Origin of the sequence: Lysobacter sp. cf310 (genome assembly GCF_900114355.1) — a bacterium.
GTDB lineage: Bacteria > Pseudomonadota > Gammaproteobacteria > Xanthomonadales > Xanthomonadaceae > Lysobacter.
The window spans coordinates 653,606-667,052 of record NZ_FOSS01000002.1; the positions used below are offsets into that span (position 1 = coordinate 653,606).

Below are 13,447 nucleotides of genomic sequence, written 5' to 3' on the forward strand. Positions count from 1 at the left end.
CATGCCTTTGCGCAAACGTTTCAACGCCGGCGATTCGGGCTGGTGCCTGCGCGCCAACCGGGTCTGCGAGCGCAGCGGCTCGCGCGCCTATTTCGCCGCGATCAGCCGCCTCGGCGACGGGGTGTTCTGGTACCTGCTGATGGGCACGCTGGTGCTGGTGGACGGTTACGATGGTCTGCTGGCCTCGGCCCATCTGGCCGCCACCGGCGCGATCGCGTTGACGCTGTACAAGCTGCTCAAGCGCTGGACGCGGCGGCCGCGCCCGTTCGCGTCCGACACCCGCATCCACGCCTGGGTCGCGCCGCTGGACGAATTCAGTTTCCCGTCCGGGCATACCCTGCACGCGGTCGCCTTCAGTCTGGTGGCGATGGCGCATTACCCGGTACTGGCCTGGCTGCTGGTGCCGTTCACCGCCAGCGTCGCCTTGTCGCGCGTGGTGCTGGGGCTGCATTACCCCAGCGATGTGCTGGCGGCGACGGCGATCGGCAGCGGCCTGGCGGGCTTGTCGTTGTGGCTGGTGCCTGGGGTGTCGTTGTTTGGTTGAGGTACGGCGCTTCTCTCGCGCGTCACTGGCTGTCCGTTCGTTCGCTTGCGGCGGCCCTCACCCCAACCCCTCTCCCGCAGGCGGGAGAGGGGCTACCAGCGCGCGCGGGAAAATGGGCGGCCCGGACAGCCTCTGGGCCTCAACCCCACTCCATCAACGCCGCGCGCTCGATCCCAGGCGCGCCCTGCCCTGTCCAATCGCGATCGTTGGCGACCTGCGCCTGCGCGCGGCTGGCCTCGAGCGCGGCGAAATCCAGGTCCGCCACCGCCCAGGCCTGATCGCCGCGCGTGATCGCGACGATGCCGTCCGCGGGCAGGCCCACGTCCATGGGCGCATAAATCGCGGCTTCGCCGGTGTTGGTGTCCAGCGCCGGGCTCCAGGCCGCATCGCCCGCGGTCACCGCCTGGGCGACGAAGCAACGGTTCTCCAGCGCGCGCGCCAGGCAGCCCACGCGCACGCGGGTGGCGCCGGCTTCGGTGTCGGTGCAGCTGGGCGCGATCAGCAAACGCGCGCCGGCTTCGCATTGGGCGCGCACCGGCAGCGGAAACTCGATGTCGTAGCAAACCGCGATCGCGGCGCGCGCCTGCCCCAGCGCGAACACGCGCAAGGCGTCGCCGCCTTCGATCACCGCGGCGCGCTTCTCGAAACCGGTCAACTGCAACTTGTCCTGCCACAGCACGCCGCCGTCGGGCGCGAAGGCGTAACTGCGGTTGCGATAGCGCCCGCGACCGTGGTCGAGCAGAAAGCTGCCCGCGACCACGTGCATGCGCAGTTCGCGCGCGAGCAGGCCGTACAGCTCGCGCCAGGCGTCGTGATAGGCCTGAATCGCGATCAGCGAGGCGTGCAGATCGCCCTGGGTCGCGGCGCCGAAGCTCGCGCCCAGCTCCAGGGCCAGGTATTCGGGCAGCACCGCCAGTTCGGCGCCGGCGCGCTTGGCCTCGCCCAGCCAGCGCGCCTGCTTGTCGGCGAACTCGGCGAAGCTGCGCGGCGCATCGATGCGGTATTTGGCGACCGCGACCTTCAACGCTGCCGCTCCAGCGCACGCAGCCAGAAGCCCAGCGTGTGCGCGACCTCGCCGCGGTCGACTTCGCGCCAGGGCAGGCTCGCGCGCAACTCCGGGCGCTGGCGGTAGCCGCGCTTGCTCCAGAACGCCTCGTTGTCGCGCTGGAACGGCGGCCGGCGCCGATCGTCGGCGGCGCGCTCGACCGCGCAGAAGGCGGTCCAGTCGTAGCCGCCCAGCGAGCGCGCATGCGCTTCGCGTTCGTCGAAGAAACGATGGCCGAGGCCGCGACCGCGATAGGCCGGCAGCAGCACGGATTCGCCGCAATAGAACACGCGCTCGGGATCGACGGCGCTGCCGGCGAACGGCGCCAGGAAGGCGTCGGACTCGTCGCTCAAGGGCAGACCGGTGGAGGCGCCGACGACTCGATCGCCGTCGAAGGCCAGCACCGCGACGCTGCGCCAGGAGCGCAGATAGGTCTGCAGATACTGGGCTTCGTAGTCGCTGTCGCCGTCGTACAGATACGGCCACTCGCGGAACACCGCGATGCGCAGCCGCGCGAGATCGTCCAGATAGGGAGCGATCGCCGCGCCCACGTAGCAACGTACTTCGATCGGAGACACGTTCATGGCAGGCAGTTTAGGCCAAGCGCGGCACGGGACACTCGGTGGCCGACCGGCGCAGCAGCGGCCCGATCGGCGGCCGACGTCTATCGGGTGGCGGCGGCACGCAAGCACGCGACGCGCATCCACTGCAGCGCTCCAGCGAAGAGCAGCGCCAGGCTCGCGGCGATGGCCGGCAGCAGCCAACCGAACCGGATATGGACGGCGAGCGCGCTGGGCTGATACCGCATATGCGCCTCGTCGTCGCCCATGGCCTCGGCCCAGCCGACCGGATCGAGCAGCGCATCGCTGAAAGCGGCATTGATCGTCCAGCCCAGCAGCACCGCGACGAGCCAGCGCACACCCAGGCGGCGCGGATGCGGCAGCCAGACGGTCGCCGCCGCCACGATGGCGGGCAAGGCCCAGCGCAGGTCGGCGGCGAGTTGGAACATCGTCAGCGATTCGGTGTCGGCACACATGGGTCGGCCTCATAAAGTGCGGCCGCGGGCGTCTGCCCGCGGCCGCGATATCGCCGAATCAGCGCGCCAGCGGGCGCGAGCCGGCGAGCTGGTACCAGTCGACCTTGCGGGTGATCACCATCACCGCGGCCAGGATCAGGAACAGCAGACCCGCGCCCATCACCAGCGCGTTGTCCTCCGACACCAGCAGGCCGTACAGCGCCGCGTACAAGGTCGCCAGCATCGCCGCGAAGCCCAGGCCGCGGCCGACGCTGCGCAAGACCGCGCTGAGGTAGAAGCCGAGCAGGCCGATGCAGGCCACGCTCGCGGCCAGATAGGCCCAGGCGAAGGCGATGTGCTCGCTGAGGCTGACCAGGAGCAGGAAGAAGATCGCCAGCGCCAGGCCGACCAGGCCGTACTGGATCGGGTGGATCGGCAGCTGCTTGATGAGTTCGAAGATGAAGAAGCCGATGAAGGTCAGCAGCACGAACAGCAGGCCGTACTTGCTGGCGCGATCGGCCTGCGAATAGACGTTGACCGGATCGACCAGGGCCACCGCCACCGCATCGATGCCGCCGGTGGCGACCGTGTCGGCGCGTTCGCCGCCGGCCATCTCGCTGCCTTCCACGCTGGGCACGGTCTTGCCGTCCAGGAACTGGCGCTGCGCGCTGGTGGCCAGCGAGGACACCTGCCAGTCGGCGCTGAAGCCCTGGGCGCCGATGTCGCGGGTGCGCGGCAGGAAGCTGCCGCCGAAGCGCGGATGCTGCCAGCTGGACTGGATCGCGAAGCGGTTGCTCTTGGCCAGCGGCACCAGCGCCAGCGACTCGGTGCCGCCGAGGTTGAAGTCGAGCTGGGTGCGCAGGCTCAGCACCTGGCCCGGTTCCGGCACCGCCAGGCGGGTGTGCACGCCGCCGCCGTCGCGGCTGCCCATGCCTTCCTCGACCTCGACCGGGGCGCCGTCGATGCGCAGCACCGGCGTCGACAGCAGGCCGCGCACGTCGGCGAAGCCGTAGCTCAACCAGGGCCGGCCGATCTTGCGGGTATGTCCTGCCGGCAGCGCGAGCTTGGGCAGCTCGGCGCGGAAATCGGCCTTGGCCTGGGCCTGCCATTCGTACACCCGCACCTCGTGCAGGCCGAGTCGGCGCGTGCTGGGCTTGAGCGGGCCGCGCACGTCCAGAGTGGTCGGGAAATAGGTCCAGCGACCGGCTTCCTCGCGCACGACCCGGCGCACGAAGCCCTTCTCGTCCTTCTCATCGGTTTCGATGAAGTCCGTGTACGGCACCACCAGCACCGGACCGGTGAAGGCCTGGGCGCCGGCGTAGCTGCGCGCGATGCTCGCCACGGCCTGGTTGCGATAACTCTGGCGGTCGTTGATCACGCCGCGAATCAGCAGCAGCGGAATCAGGATCGCCAGGGTCATGCCCAGCACCAGAAATACTTTCAGCCAAAGTCGCATGTCCCCACTCCTGTCATTGCGGTGACGGCAGGATGGGCGCGGCCTGGGTGGGGAGGATGGGGGAACGGTGAAGCGATGGTGAAGTGTTGGAGCTAGGAGTGAGCTTAGAGGAGTGAGGCGTGAGTAAGTGCGCTATTGGCTTTCGCTCACTCTTCACTCCTCCACGCTTACTCCTAGCTCCTCCAAGCTCACTCCTCGCGCGGCCTACAGGCCGCGCGACAGCACCAGGCTGGCCAGCGCACCACCGCCATCGCGGTTGGCCAGCGCCGCATGCCCGCCATGCAAGGCCGCGACCTCGGCCACGAAGCACAGGCCCAGGCCGCTGCTGCGGCTGCCGCCGGCCGGGCGCGACAGCGAGTAGAAGCGTTCGAACACGCGCGGCAGCGCGTATTCGGGCACGCCGGTACCGCGGTCGCCGACGTCGACGCGCTGGGCCTCGCCGTCGCGGTACAGGCGCAGCGCGATCTCGCCCTGCGCGGGCGAGAAATCGGCGGCGTTGTCGATCAGGTTGACCAGGGCCTGGCGCAACAGGAAGGGGTCGCCGTCCAGCGGCGGCAGGTCTTCGGCCAGGTCCAGGCGGAGGCTCAAGCCGCCCTGGGCCAGGCGCGGCGCGCACTGTTCGGCGGCCTCGCGCGCGATCGCGGCCAGGTCCACCGGCTCGGGATTGTCCAGGCGCTGGCGGTGCTCGACCGCGGCCAGCGCCAGCAGCTTGTCGATCATCTGCGCCAGCCGGTCGCTCTGGCGGCGGATGCTGGCGGCGAAGCGCGCGCGGTCCTCCTCCGCCATCGGCGCCTCGTCCGGCCGCGTTTCCAGCAACTCGGCGCTGCCGCGGATCGCCGCCAGCGGGCTCTTCATCTCGTGGGTCAGGGTGTGCACGTACTGCTCGACGTACTGCTTGCCCTCGAGCTGGGTGCGCATGCTCTCCAGCGCGCGCCCGAGCTCGCCGAACTCGCCGACCGAGGCCGGCAGCTCGGCGCGACGGCCGGCGCTGACCGCGTGCGCGTAACGGCGCAGGCCGTTGAGCTGGCGCGACAGCCACCAGGCCGCGAACAGGCCGATCAGCAGCGCGGTGCCCATCAGCACGCCGCCCCAGCGCAGCACTACGCGCTGGCTGCGCTCGATGAAGGGCGCGATGGTGCGGTTGGGCTTGGCCACGGTCAGCGAACCGATGATGCGGCCGGCCGGGTCGCGAATCGGCGCGGCCACGTGCATCACGCTGGAGTTGGGATCGTCCGGATCGCTGGGCGTGGAGCGCGCACCGTAGCGCCCGCGCAGGGTCAGGTAGACGTCGTTCCAGCGCGAGTAGTCGCGGCCCAGGTCGCGGCCGTCGCTGTCGAACACCACGACGCCGCGCGCGTCGGTGATGTACAGGCGGTAGTTGGTGGCGCGCTTGCCGAAGCCCCAGATCTCGGCGCCGAAGTCGCGCCCGCGCAGTTCGCGCACGCGCCGCGCGAAGGCGCCGTCGTTGATGCGGCCGGCGATGAAATCGTCGGTGGCCAATTCGGCCAGCACATTGGCCGAATCGACCAGGGTGTCTTCCATCGCCTGGCGCACGCCCGGCTTGACCTCGGCCAGGAACACCCGCGTCAGCAGCAGCGCGGCCAGCGCGACGATGCAGAAATAGCCCAGAAAGATGCGCAGCCCGATCTTCATGCGCGCCGCTCAGTTCGCATCCAGCGAATAGCCCAGTCCGCGGTGGGTGCGGATCGGATCGGACTCGCCGTCGATCTCGCGCAGCTTGCCGCGCAGGGTCTTGATGTGGGTGTCGACGGTGCGGTCGCCGCTGTCCAGGGCGTCGCCCCAGACCCGGTCCATCAGCTGCGCGCGCGACAGCACCGCGCCCGGCCGTTGCAGCAGCGCGGCCAGCAGGCCGTACTCGTAGCGGGTCAGGTCCAGCGGCTGGCCGCGGTAGCGGATGCGCTTGCCTTCCGGATCGTGGCGGAACGCGCTCTCGGCCGCGGCCGGCGCCTCGGCCTGGGCGCGCCCGCGCCGCAGCACCACGCGCACGCGCGCGACCAGTTCGCGCGGCGAGAACGGCTTGGTCACGTAGTCGTCGGCGCCGATCTCCAGGCCGAGGATGCGATCGGCCTCGGCGTCGTGCGCGGTCAGGAAGATCACCGGCAGGTCGCGCTCGCGGCGCAGCTCGCGGCACAGGGCGAAACCGCCGATATCGGGCAGGCCGACGTCCAGCACCGCCAGATCGTAGGCCTGGCGCTGGGCTTCGCGCAGGGCCTCGCCGCCGGTCAGGCAGTGCTCGGCCTCGAAGCCCTCGGCGCGCAGGGCGTAGAGCACGGTGGCGGCGATCGCGGGTTCGTCGTCGACCAGCAGGATGCGGGGCATGGCGGGTTTCGGGGTGGGGCCGCGGCAAGCATAGAGCAAGCGCCGGTGCGGACGGGCTACCCTATGCGCATGAACTATCGCCACGCCTTCCATGCCGGCAACCATGCCGACGTGCTCAAACACGTCGCCCTGCTGGTGCTGTGCGACGCCCTCGCGGTCAAGCCGGCGCCGCTGTTCGCGCTCGACACCCATGCCGGGCGCGGGCTCTACCCGCTGGACGGCAACTCGGCCCTGCGCACCGGCGAGGCCGAGGGCGGCATCGCCCGCCTGCAGGCCGAGGCGCCCAAGCACCCGGCGATCGCGCGCTACCTGGGCGCGGTCAAGGCCTGCCGCGCCGAGCACGGCGCTTCCGCCTACCCCGGCTCGCCCTGGCTGCTCGCGCACGCGCTGCGCGCCGACGACCGCATCGCCGCCTGCGAGCTGCAACCGGAAGAGGCCGCCCAGCTCGAGCACAACTTCGCCCGCGATCCGCGTGTGGCCGTGCACCAGCGCGACGGCTACGCGGCGATGAAAGCCCTGCTGCCGCCCAAGATCGGCGCCACCCGCTACAACCGCGGCCTGGTCCTGATCGACCCGCCCTACGAGGCCCAGCTGGAAGAGTTCGACACCGCCATCGGCGCCCTGCGCGAGGGCCTGGGGCGCTGGCCGCAGGCCTGCTACGCGCTGTGGTATCCGATCAAGCTGCGGCGCTCGCTGCAGCCGTTCTACCGCCGCGCCGCCGCGCTGCCGGCCAAGTCGGTGTTGGCCGCCGAACTGCTGGTGCGCGCCGACGATTCGCCGCTGCGCATGAACGGCAGCGGCCTGCTGCTGGTCAATCCGCCTTATCAGGTGGACCAGACCCTGGGCGCGGTGCTGCCCCTGCTGAGCAAGGCTCTGGGCGAAACCCCGGCGGCCAGTTCGCAACTGCAGTGGCTGGCGCGCACCGACGCCTGAGCGCGTCGCGGGCGGTCGGCTAGCGTGCGGGCCGCTGCATCTCCACCAGGTCGTAGCCGGGCGCGAAACCGTCGGCCACCTCGCGCGTGGCGACGAAACCGTGGCGGGCGAAGAATGCGCGACTGAATTGGGTGGTCTCGATCACGATGCGCTCGAACGCCGGCTCGGCGGCGATGCGCTGCAGACGCTCGCGCAACAGATGCTCGCCGTAGCCGCGCCGTTGCAGGTCGCGCCGCACCATCCCCCAGCACAGGCCGGCGACCTCGGGCGCGTCGTCCAGGGCCGCGTAGCCGCCGCAGGCGACCAGGCCCTCGCCCGGCGCCTCGATCACGAAGTAATCGTCGATCTCGTCCAGGGTCTGGATGAAATCGGCGCGTTCGAGTTCGGCGAAGTAGTCGGGCACGTTGCTGCTGAACAGATCCAGGCAGGCCGCACGATCGGTCGGCAGATAAGGCCGCAGCCGCATCAATAACAATCCCAGTGATAGGCGACGCGGCCGAACTCGCCGCGCTCGAGGTCATCGGGGTCGATGAAGAAATTGGCGATGCCCGAATCGCCCCACATCATGTCCTCGTCGCTGTCGAGCTGCAGCAACAGCACCTGGCGATCGCCGGCCTCGCGCGGGTCGCTCTGAGTGAAGTCCGGATGGCCGCCGAACTTGTGGCCGCTGCGCGACAAGGTCTCGAACAGGGCGTCGTTGAGGGCGTCGCTGTCCTGGCCGGGATGTGCCCGCACGTAGGCCTCGACGCGCTCGTCCAGCGCCCCGCCCATCGCCGCGGGCCAGCCGGCGTCGTTGCTGCCCAGGCTTTCGCGTCCGGCGACGAAGCGCATGCGGCGCGGCTGGGTCGGGTCGAACGGCAGACGCTGCTCGTCGGCCGGCTGAGCCGGCGAGGTCGGCGGCGCCAGCGCGGGCGCGCCGGTGTCGGGCCAATGCACCACACGGAAGCCCAGCGGCTGCCTCAGCGCATCCATGCCGTCGTGCTTGGGGTCGTCGAAGTTGGCGCCGTAGTAGTCGCCGCGATCGGAAATGAAGAACTGCAGCAGGCCCTGCTGCGGGGCGCCGTCCAGGCGCGCTTCGGCCAGGTCGACCTGGGCCAGCAGCACCAGCGGCCGACCGTCGGGGTCGCGCGGATAGTCGCGGCCCGCGGCCCAGTAGGCGACGCCGCCGACCTTGCTGGCCTTGCGTTCGTCCTGCGCCATCGCCGTCAACGCGATATGCCGCACCGGGCGCTCGCTCGCGGCCAGGCGCGGGCGCAGCGAGGCCAGCAGCGCTTCGGCCGCGCGCTCGGTGCGCGCCTGCGCGGCGGGGTCGGGCTTGCGGGGCGAATCCACGGCCGCGCGCGCGACCGAGTCCAGCGTGTGCAGGTAGGCGCGATAACCGGCGTAGGCGACCGCCCCGCCGATCGCCGCCACCAAGCCCGTCGACAACAGCACCGCATGCAGCGTCTTCATGCCCGCGTCTCTTCCCTGCCCGATCGCGGCGATTATCGCCCAGCGCCGGCCATGAAAAACGCCACGGGATTTGTGCCCCGTGGCGTCTTTATTCGCGGCCGTCGCGGCGTCAGAGGCCGGCTTTGGTATCCGGCTCGAAGAAGCTCCAGCGCACTTCCGGGAAGGCCTGCTTCATCGCTCGTTCGACCACGTTGATCTGCTCGGTCAGGGCCGGCACGCTGTGCTCTTCGCGCATGCGCGCCTGCACCGACACCATCACCTCGTTGCCCAACTGCAGGGTGATCACGCTGATGACCTGGGCGATCTCCGGACGGCCGTTGAGGAAGTCGCGGATCTGCTGCTGACGAGCCGGGTCCACGCTTTGGCCGATCAGCATCGCCTTGACCTCGATCGCCACGAACACCGCGACCACGATCAGCAGCGCGCCGATGGCGATGGTGCCGATGGCGTCCCAGATCGGGTTGCCGGTGATCACCGCGGTCATCACCGCGGCCAGCGCGAACACCAGGCCCAGCAGCGCGGCCAGGTCCTCGCCGAAGATCACCACCAGTTCGGCCTGGCGGCTCTCGCGGAACCACTGCCACAGGCTGCGGCTGCCGCGCGCCTTGTTGACCTCGACCAGGCAGGCGCGCATCGACACCGCCTCGGCGGCGATGCCGAAGGTGAGCACGCCGGCCGCCCACCACCACTGCTTCAGCGGCTCGGGGTGCTGCAGCTTATGGATGCCCTCGTAGAGCGAGAACATGCCGCCGACGGTGAACAGCATCACCGCGACCAGGAAGGACCAGAAATAGATCGCCTTGCCGTAGCCCAGCGGGTAATCCGGCGACGGCGGGCGCTTGGCCTGGCGCAGGCCCAGCAGCAGCAACAACTGGTTGCCGCAATCGGCCAGCGAGTGCACGGTCTCGGCCAGCATCGCGCTGGAACCGGTGAAGAACGCGGCCACGCCCTTGGCCACCGCGATCGCGAAATTGGCGCCTAGCGCGAACAGAATCGCGCGGGTCGAATCACCACCACCTGCCATGGTCGTCCTGCTCGTGAGGTTCGGAAGCGGCGGAGTCTAGCATCCGCACCCGGGCGCCCCGGCGGCGCGCGCGGCGCCTGCGGCGGGCCGGTCAGTCGGCCAGTTCGCGCTGCAGCTTCTTGCTCAGGCGGGCCCGGATCAGTTCGTAGCTGCGGCGCAGCAAAGCCTGCAGCTCGGCCGCCGGCAGGCGCTGCGGCTGCAGCACGTTGACCCAGTGCGCGCGGGCCAGGAACGGCGCCGGGCGGAAGCCGGGGCGCTCGGTCAGCTCCAGGAAACGCTCGTCCTCGACCCGGAAACTGAGCCCGCCCGGCTCCGGTCCCTGCAGCCGGCAGGCACAGAACATCCGCCCGCCGACGCTGAAGACCGTCACCTCCTTCCACTTCAGGTCTTCGACCACCCCGGGCCAGGCGCCGACCCAGGCGCGCAAGGTTTTTTCGTCCATGTGATCCCGAAATGAAGCCGCAACGGCTTCCAGTGTGCCAATATCCGGGCATGGCCGCGCGCGAAAGACTCCCGCCTTGGCACGAGCGTCAGCGTCTCCCCAACGGACGCGAGTTGCTCATCCGTCCGATCCGACCGGAGGACGCCGAGCCGCTGCGCGCGGGCTTCGGCTTATTGCAACCCGATGAGGTCCGCCAGCGTTTTCTCTACGCGCTGAAGGAACTCACCCCGGAGATGGCCGAGCGCTTCACCCGGATCAATCCCAAGACCGAATTCGCCCTGGTCGCGGCCGAGCCGCTGCCGCCCGGCGAAGCCCTGGTCGGCGCGGTCGCGCGCGTGGCCATCGACGACAACGGCAAGGACGCGGAATTCGCGATCCTGGTCAGCCACTTCATCGCCAACATGGGCCTGGGCCGCTATCTGATGACGCGGCTGGTGAAGTGGGCGCGCGGCAAGAAGGTCGAGCGCATCTATGGCGACGTGTTCGAGCACAACCACGCCATGATCGCGCTGGCCCAGTCGCTGGGCTTCGAGCGCGAATTCCAGCAGGACGCGCCCGGCCTGATCCGGGTCTCGCTGGACCTGCGCAAGCCCAGCCCGGACTGAGTCCGGCCGCCTCGCCGCCGACCGGCGGCTGGCCTGCCTTATGCGTCGCCCGCGTTGGTTCCCATGCATGGGGCTGGCGGCAGGCCTTGCCGCGCGTCCAGGGACGGACAGGTTCGGGACGCGGATATGAGCATCGACGAAGCACGCCTCAACGAATTCCTGGGCCGCGCAGTCGGCGACCTGGGCGCGGCCATCAGCGCCAGCCTGGTCCTGGTCGGCGATCAGCTGGGCTACTACCGGGCGCTGGCCAGGGAGGCCCTGAGCCCGGCCGAACTGGCCGCGCGCACCGGCACCCACGAACGCTACGCGCGCGAGTGGCTGGGCAATCAGGCCGCCGGCGGTTACGTGCAGTACGACGCGGCGAGCGGGCACTACTCGCTCAGCGCGGAACAGGCCTTGTGCTTGGCCGACCCGGGCGGGCCGGTCGATCTGGCAGGCGCCTATTCCATCGTCGAGGCCGCGTTCCATGCGCTGGAACGCACCAAGGACAACTTCCGCAGCGGCGCCGGCATGGAATGGGGCGAGCACCACCCCTGCCTGTTCCACGGCACCGAACGCTTCTTCCGCGCCGGCTACAACGCGCACCTGCTGGGCGAATGGCTGCCCGCGCTGGACGGCGTGCTCGACAAGCTGCGTCAGGGCGGCAAGGTCGCCGACGTCGGCTGCGGTCACGGCGCCAGCACCACCCTGATGGCCAAGGCGTTTCCGAACACCAGTTTCATCGGCTACGACTACCACCCGGCCTCGATCGAGACCGCGCGCCGTCGCGCCCAGGAGGCCGGCATCGATAACGCCTATTTCGAGGTCGCAGACGCCACCAGCTACAGCGGCCGCAATTTCGATCTGATCGCCTTCTTCGACTGCCTGCACGACATGGGCGATCCGGTCGGCGCCGCGCGCCACGCGCGCGATGCGCTCAAGCCCGATGGGCACTGCCTGCTGGTGGAACCCTTCGCCGGCGACCGCGTCGAGGACAACCTCAATCCGGTCGGGCGGGTCTACTACGGCGCGTCCTCGCAGATCTGCGTGCCGGTCTCGCTGGCGCGGCACGGCCCGGCGCTGGGCGCGCAGGCCGGACAGGCGCGCCTGCAGCAGGTGATGAGCGAGGGCGGTTTCAGCCGGTTCCGGCGCGCCACCCAGACGCCCTTCAACCTGGTGCTGGAAGCGCGGCCCTAGCGCGCGCAAAAAAATCCCGGCGCGTCGCCGCGCCGGGATCGGGTGTCGCGGGCGATGGACGCGATCAGACGATGGTCAGGGTCACGTCGATGTTGCCGCGGGTCGCGTTGGAGTACGGGCAGACCTGGTGCGCCTTCTGCACCAGCGCCTCGGCCTGCTCGCGCGGCAGGCCCGGCAGCGAGATCTTGAGCTCGGCCTGGATGCCGAAACCGGCCGGAATCGGGCCGATGCCGACCGCGCCTTCGATCGAGGTGTCGGCGGGCAGGGCGATCTTTTCCTTGCCGGCGACGAACTTCAGCGCGCCGATGAAGCAGGCCGAATAACCGGCCGCGAACAGCTGTTCCGGATTGGTGCCGTCGCCGCCGGCGCCGCCGAGCTCGCGCGGGGTGGTCAGCTTGACGTCGAGCACCTGGTCGGAGGACACGGCGCGGCCGTCGCGGCCACCGGTGGCGGTGGCATGGGCGGTGTAGAGGACTTGGTCGAGGGACATGAGCTTGCTCCTGCGGGGGTTGGGTTCGGTTTGGTTCGGTTTGGCGACACCGTCGCCGGTTTCGTGGTGCGTATTCGTGGCTTGCGATGGGACATGGGCGACGCTGCGCGCGCGCCGCTCGCTCAAACGTGCTGCATCAGATTCGTGCGCAGCGATTCCAGCTGCGACTTCATCGATCCGATCTGATCGGGCGCGCAACCGGCCGCGCCGAAGATGCCCATCGGCACCGCGCGCGCCGGTTCCTGCAGCGCGCGGCCTGCCTCGGTCAAGGCGATCACGACCTGGCGCTCGTCGTCGCGCGCGCGGGTGCGGCTGATCAGGCCCGCGCCCTCCAGGCGCTTGAGCAGCGGGGTCAGGGTGGCCGAATCCAGGTACAGGCGCTCGCCGATCTCCGACACGGTGACCTGATCGCGTTCCCACAGCACCATCATCGCCAGGTACTGCGGGTAGGTCAGGCCCAGGCCCGCGAGCAGCTTGCGGTAAACCTTGTTCAAGGCCAGCGAGGTCGAATACAGGGCGAAGCAGAGCTGGTCGTCCAGCTTCAGCGAGGCGGTCTGCGGCGGTGCGACCCGGGGGACGGAGGGCGGCGTCTTCATGGGGCGTAAATTACATAGCGCGCTATTTAATAGCAAGCTATTTTATGAACGTGCGATAAATTTTCATCCCCTCGGCTTCCTGTGGGAGCGGCGTAAGCCGCGATTGCGCCCTCCAGTAGCGCCGCCGCTCGATTCGCGCGATCGCGGCTTACGCCGCTCCCACAGAGAGCCGCTCCCACAGAGAGCCGGTCCTACAAGAGGACCGCTACAGCGAGCCACGCTACTAGAGAGCCTTCCCACAGGGCCCCTCCAATAGAGAGCCCTCCCGCATAGGGCCGTCCCGAGAAAAGCCTTCCCCCGAAGGCACTCCCGCAGAAGGCGCTCCAGAC

16 protein-coding genes are annotated in these 13,447 nt (G+C 69.9%); 4 read left to right on the forward strand and 12 right to left on the reverse strand.

From position 1 onward, the window contains the following. The first annotated feature begins 1 nt into the window (after position 1). Positions 2–544 carry a phosphatase PAP2 family protein gene (locus BMZ45_RS09565; RefSeq protein WP_091636376.1) on the forward strand — a complete coding sequence of 181 codons (543 nt, stop codon included), beginning with the start codon at positions 2–4 and terminating at the stop codon, positions 542–544. 139 nt (positions 545–683) lie between these two features. On the opposite strand, the gene BMZ45_RS09570 is transcribed toward BMZ45_RS09565, so the two are convergent. The 6 genes from BMZ45_RS09570 to creB all read right to left on the reverse strand — a co-directional run bounded on the left by BMZ45_RS09570 (position 684) and on the right by creB (position 6,400). Continuing rightward, positions 684–1,568 carry a carbon-nitrogen hydrolase family protein gene (locus BMZ45_RS09570; RefSeq protein ID WP_091635537.1) on the reverse strand — a complete coding sequence of 295 codons (885 nt, stop codon included), beginning with the start codon at positions 1,566–1,568 and terminating at the stop codon, positions 684–686. After that, on the reverse strand, positions 1,565–2,173 hold the full coding sequence (locus tag BMZ45_RS09575; RefSeq protein WP_091635540.1) for a GNAT family N-acetyltransferase: 609 nt from the start codon (positions 2,171–2,173) through the stop codon (positions 1,565–1,567). Before BMZ45_RS09575 ends, BMZ45_RS09570 begins: the two co-directional genes overlap by 4 nt. Before the next feature lie 80 nt (positions 2,174–2,253). Continuing rightward, entirely contained in the window at positions 2,254–2,625 is a 372-nt protein-coding gene (locus BMZ45_RS09580; RefSeq protein ID WP_091635543.1) for a hypothetical protein, read from the reverse strand. A gap of 58 nt (positions 2,626–2,683) precedes the next feature. Next, the gene (gene creD / locus BMZ45_RS09585) at positions 2,684–4,060 is read right to left on the reverse strand and encodes a cell envelope integrity protein CreD (RefSeq protein ID WP_091635546.1); all 1,377 of its coding nucleotides are present in this window, start codon (positions 4,058–4,060) and stop codon (positions 2,684–2,686) included. 204 nt (positions 4,061–4,264) lie between these two features. Beyond that, positions 4,265–5,713, reverse strand: coding sequence for a two-component system sensor histidine kinase CreC (gene creC, locus BMZ45_RS09590; RefSeq protein ID WP_091635549.1), 1,449 nt, complete (start codon positions 5,711–5,713; stop codon positions 4,265–4,267). A 9-nt stretch (positions 5,714–5,722) separates the two neighbouring features. Further along, entirely contained in the window at positions 5,723–6,400 is a 678-nt protein-coding gene (gene creB / locus BMZ45_RS09595) for a two-component system response regulator CreB (protein WP_091635552.1), read from the reverse strand. A 69-nt stretch (positions 6,401–6,469) separates the two neighbouring features. Here creB and rlmJ point away from each other — a divergent pair, with 69 nt between their 5' ends. After that, positions 6,470–7,333, forward strand: coding sequence for a 23S rRNA (adenine(2030)-N(6))-methyltransferase RlmJ (rlmJ, locus tag BMZ45_RS09600; RefSeq protein ID WP_091636379.1), 864 nt, complete (start codon positions 6,470–6,472; stop codon positions 7,331–7,333). 19 nt (positions 7,334–7,352) lie between these two features. Here the strand turns inward: rlmJ and BMZ45_RS09605 are convergent, their stop codons facing one another. From BMZ45_RS09605 to BMZ45_RS09620, 4 genes are all read right to left on the reverse strand, one after another. Beyond that, a complete protein-coding gene (locus BMZ45_RS09605; RefSeq protein WP_091635555.1) occupies positions 7,353–7,799 on the reverse strand; it encodes a GNAT family N-acetyltransferase in 447 nt (148 codons plus the stop codon). Further along, positions 7,799–8,785, reverse strand: a complete 987-nt coding sequence (locus tag BMZ45_RS09610; RefSeq protein WP_091635558.1) for a YwqG family protein — start codon at positions 8,783–8,785, stop codon at positions 7,799–7,801. The genes BMZ45_RS09605 and BMZ45_RS09610 overlap by 1 nt, the downstream gene beginning before the upstream one ends. 109 nt (positions 8,786–8,894) lie before the next feature. Further along, positions 8,895–9,809, reverse strand: coding sequence for a cation diffusion facilitator family transporter (locus tag BMZ45_RS09615; RefSeq protein WP_057162775.1), 915 nt, complete (start codon positions 9,807–9,809; stop codon positions 8,895–8,897). A 91-nt stretch (positions 9,810–9,900) separates the two neighbouring features. Beyond that, positions 9,901–10,251 carry an MmcQ/YjbR family DNA-binding protein gene (locus BMZ45_RS09620; protein ID WP_056173206.1) on the reverse strand — a complete coding sequence of 117 codons (351 nt, stop codon included), beginning with the start codon at positions 10,249–10,251 and terminating at the stop codon, positions 9,901–9,903. Positions 10,252–10,301: 50 nt separating this feature from the next. Here BMZ45_RS09620 and BMZ45_RS09625 point away from each other — a divergent pair, with 50 nt between their 5' ends. Both BMZ45_RS09625 and BMZ45_RS09630 read left to right on the forward strand, forming a co-directional pair. Continuing rightward, positions 10,302–10,856 carry a GNAT family N-acetyltransferase gene (locus BMZ45_RS09625; RefSeq protein WP_091635560.1) on the forward strand — a complete coding sequence of 185 codons (555 nt, stop codon included), beginning with the start codon at positions 10,302–10,304 and terminating at the stop codon, positions 10,854–10,856. Between the two features lie 126 nt (positions 10,857–10,982). Continuing rightward, positions 10,983–12,032: a class I SAM-dependent methyltransferase gene (locus BMZ45_RS09630; protein WP_091635563.1), complete on the forward strand. Its 1,050-nt coding sequence runs from the start codon at positions 10,983–10,985 to the stop codon at positions 12,030–12,032. 64 nt (positions 12,033–12,096) lie between these two features. Here the strand turns inward: BMZ45_RS09630 and BMZ45_RS09635 are convergent, their stop codons facing one another. Together BMZ45_RS09635 and BMZ45_RS09640 are read right to left on the reverse strand one after the other, a co-directional pair. Further along, entirely contained in the window at positions 12,097–12,522 is a 426-nt protein-coding gene (locus BMZ45_RS09635; protein ID WP_091636382.1) for an organic hydroperoxide resistance protein, read from the reverse strand. A gap of 122 nt (positions 12,523–12,644) precedes the next feature. Beyond that, positions 12,645–13,118, reverse strand: coding sequence for a MarR family winged helix-turn-helix transcriptional regulator (locus BMZ45_RS09640; protein WP_091635566.1), 474 nt, complete (start codon positions 13,116–13,118; stop codon positions 12,645–12,647). Positions 13,119–13,447 lie beyond the last annotated feature (329 nt).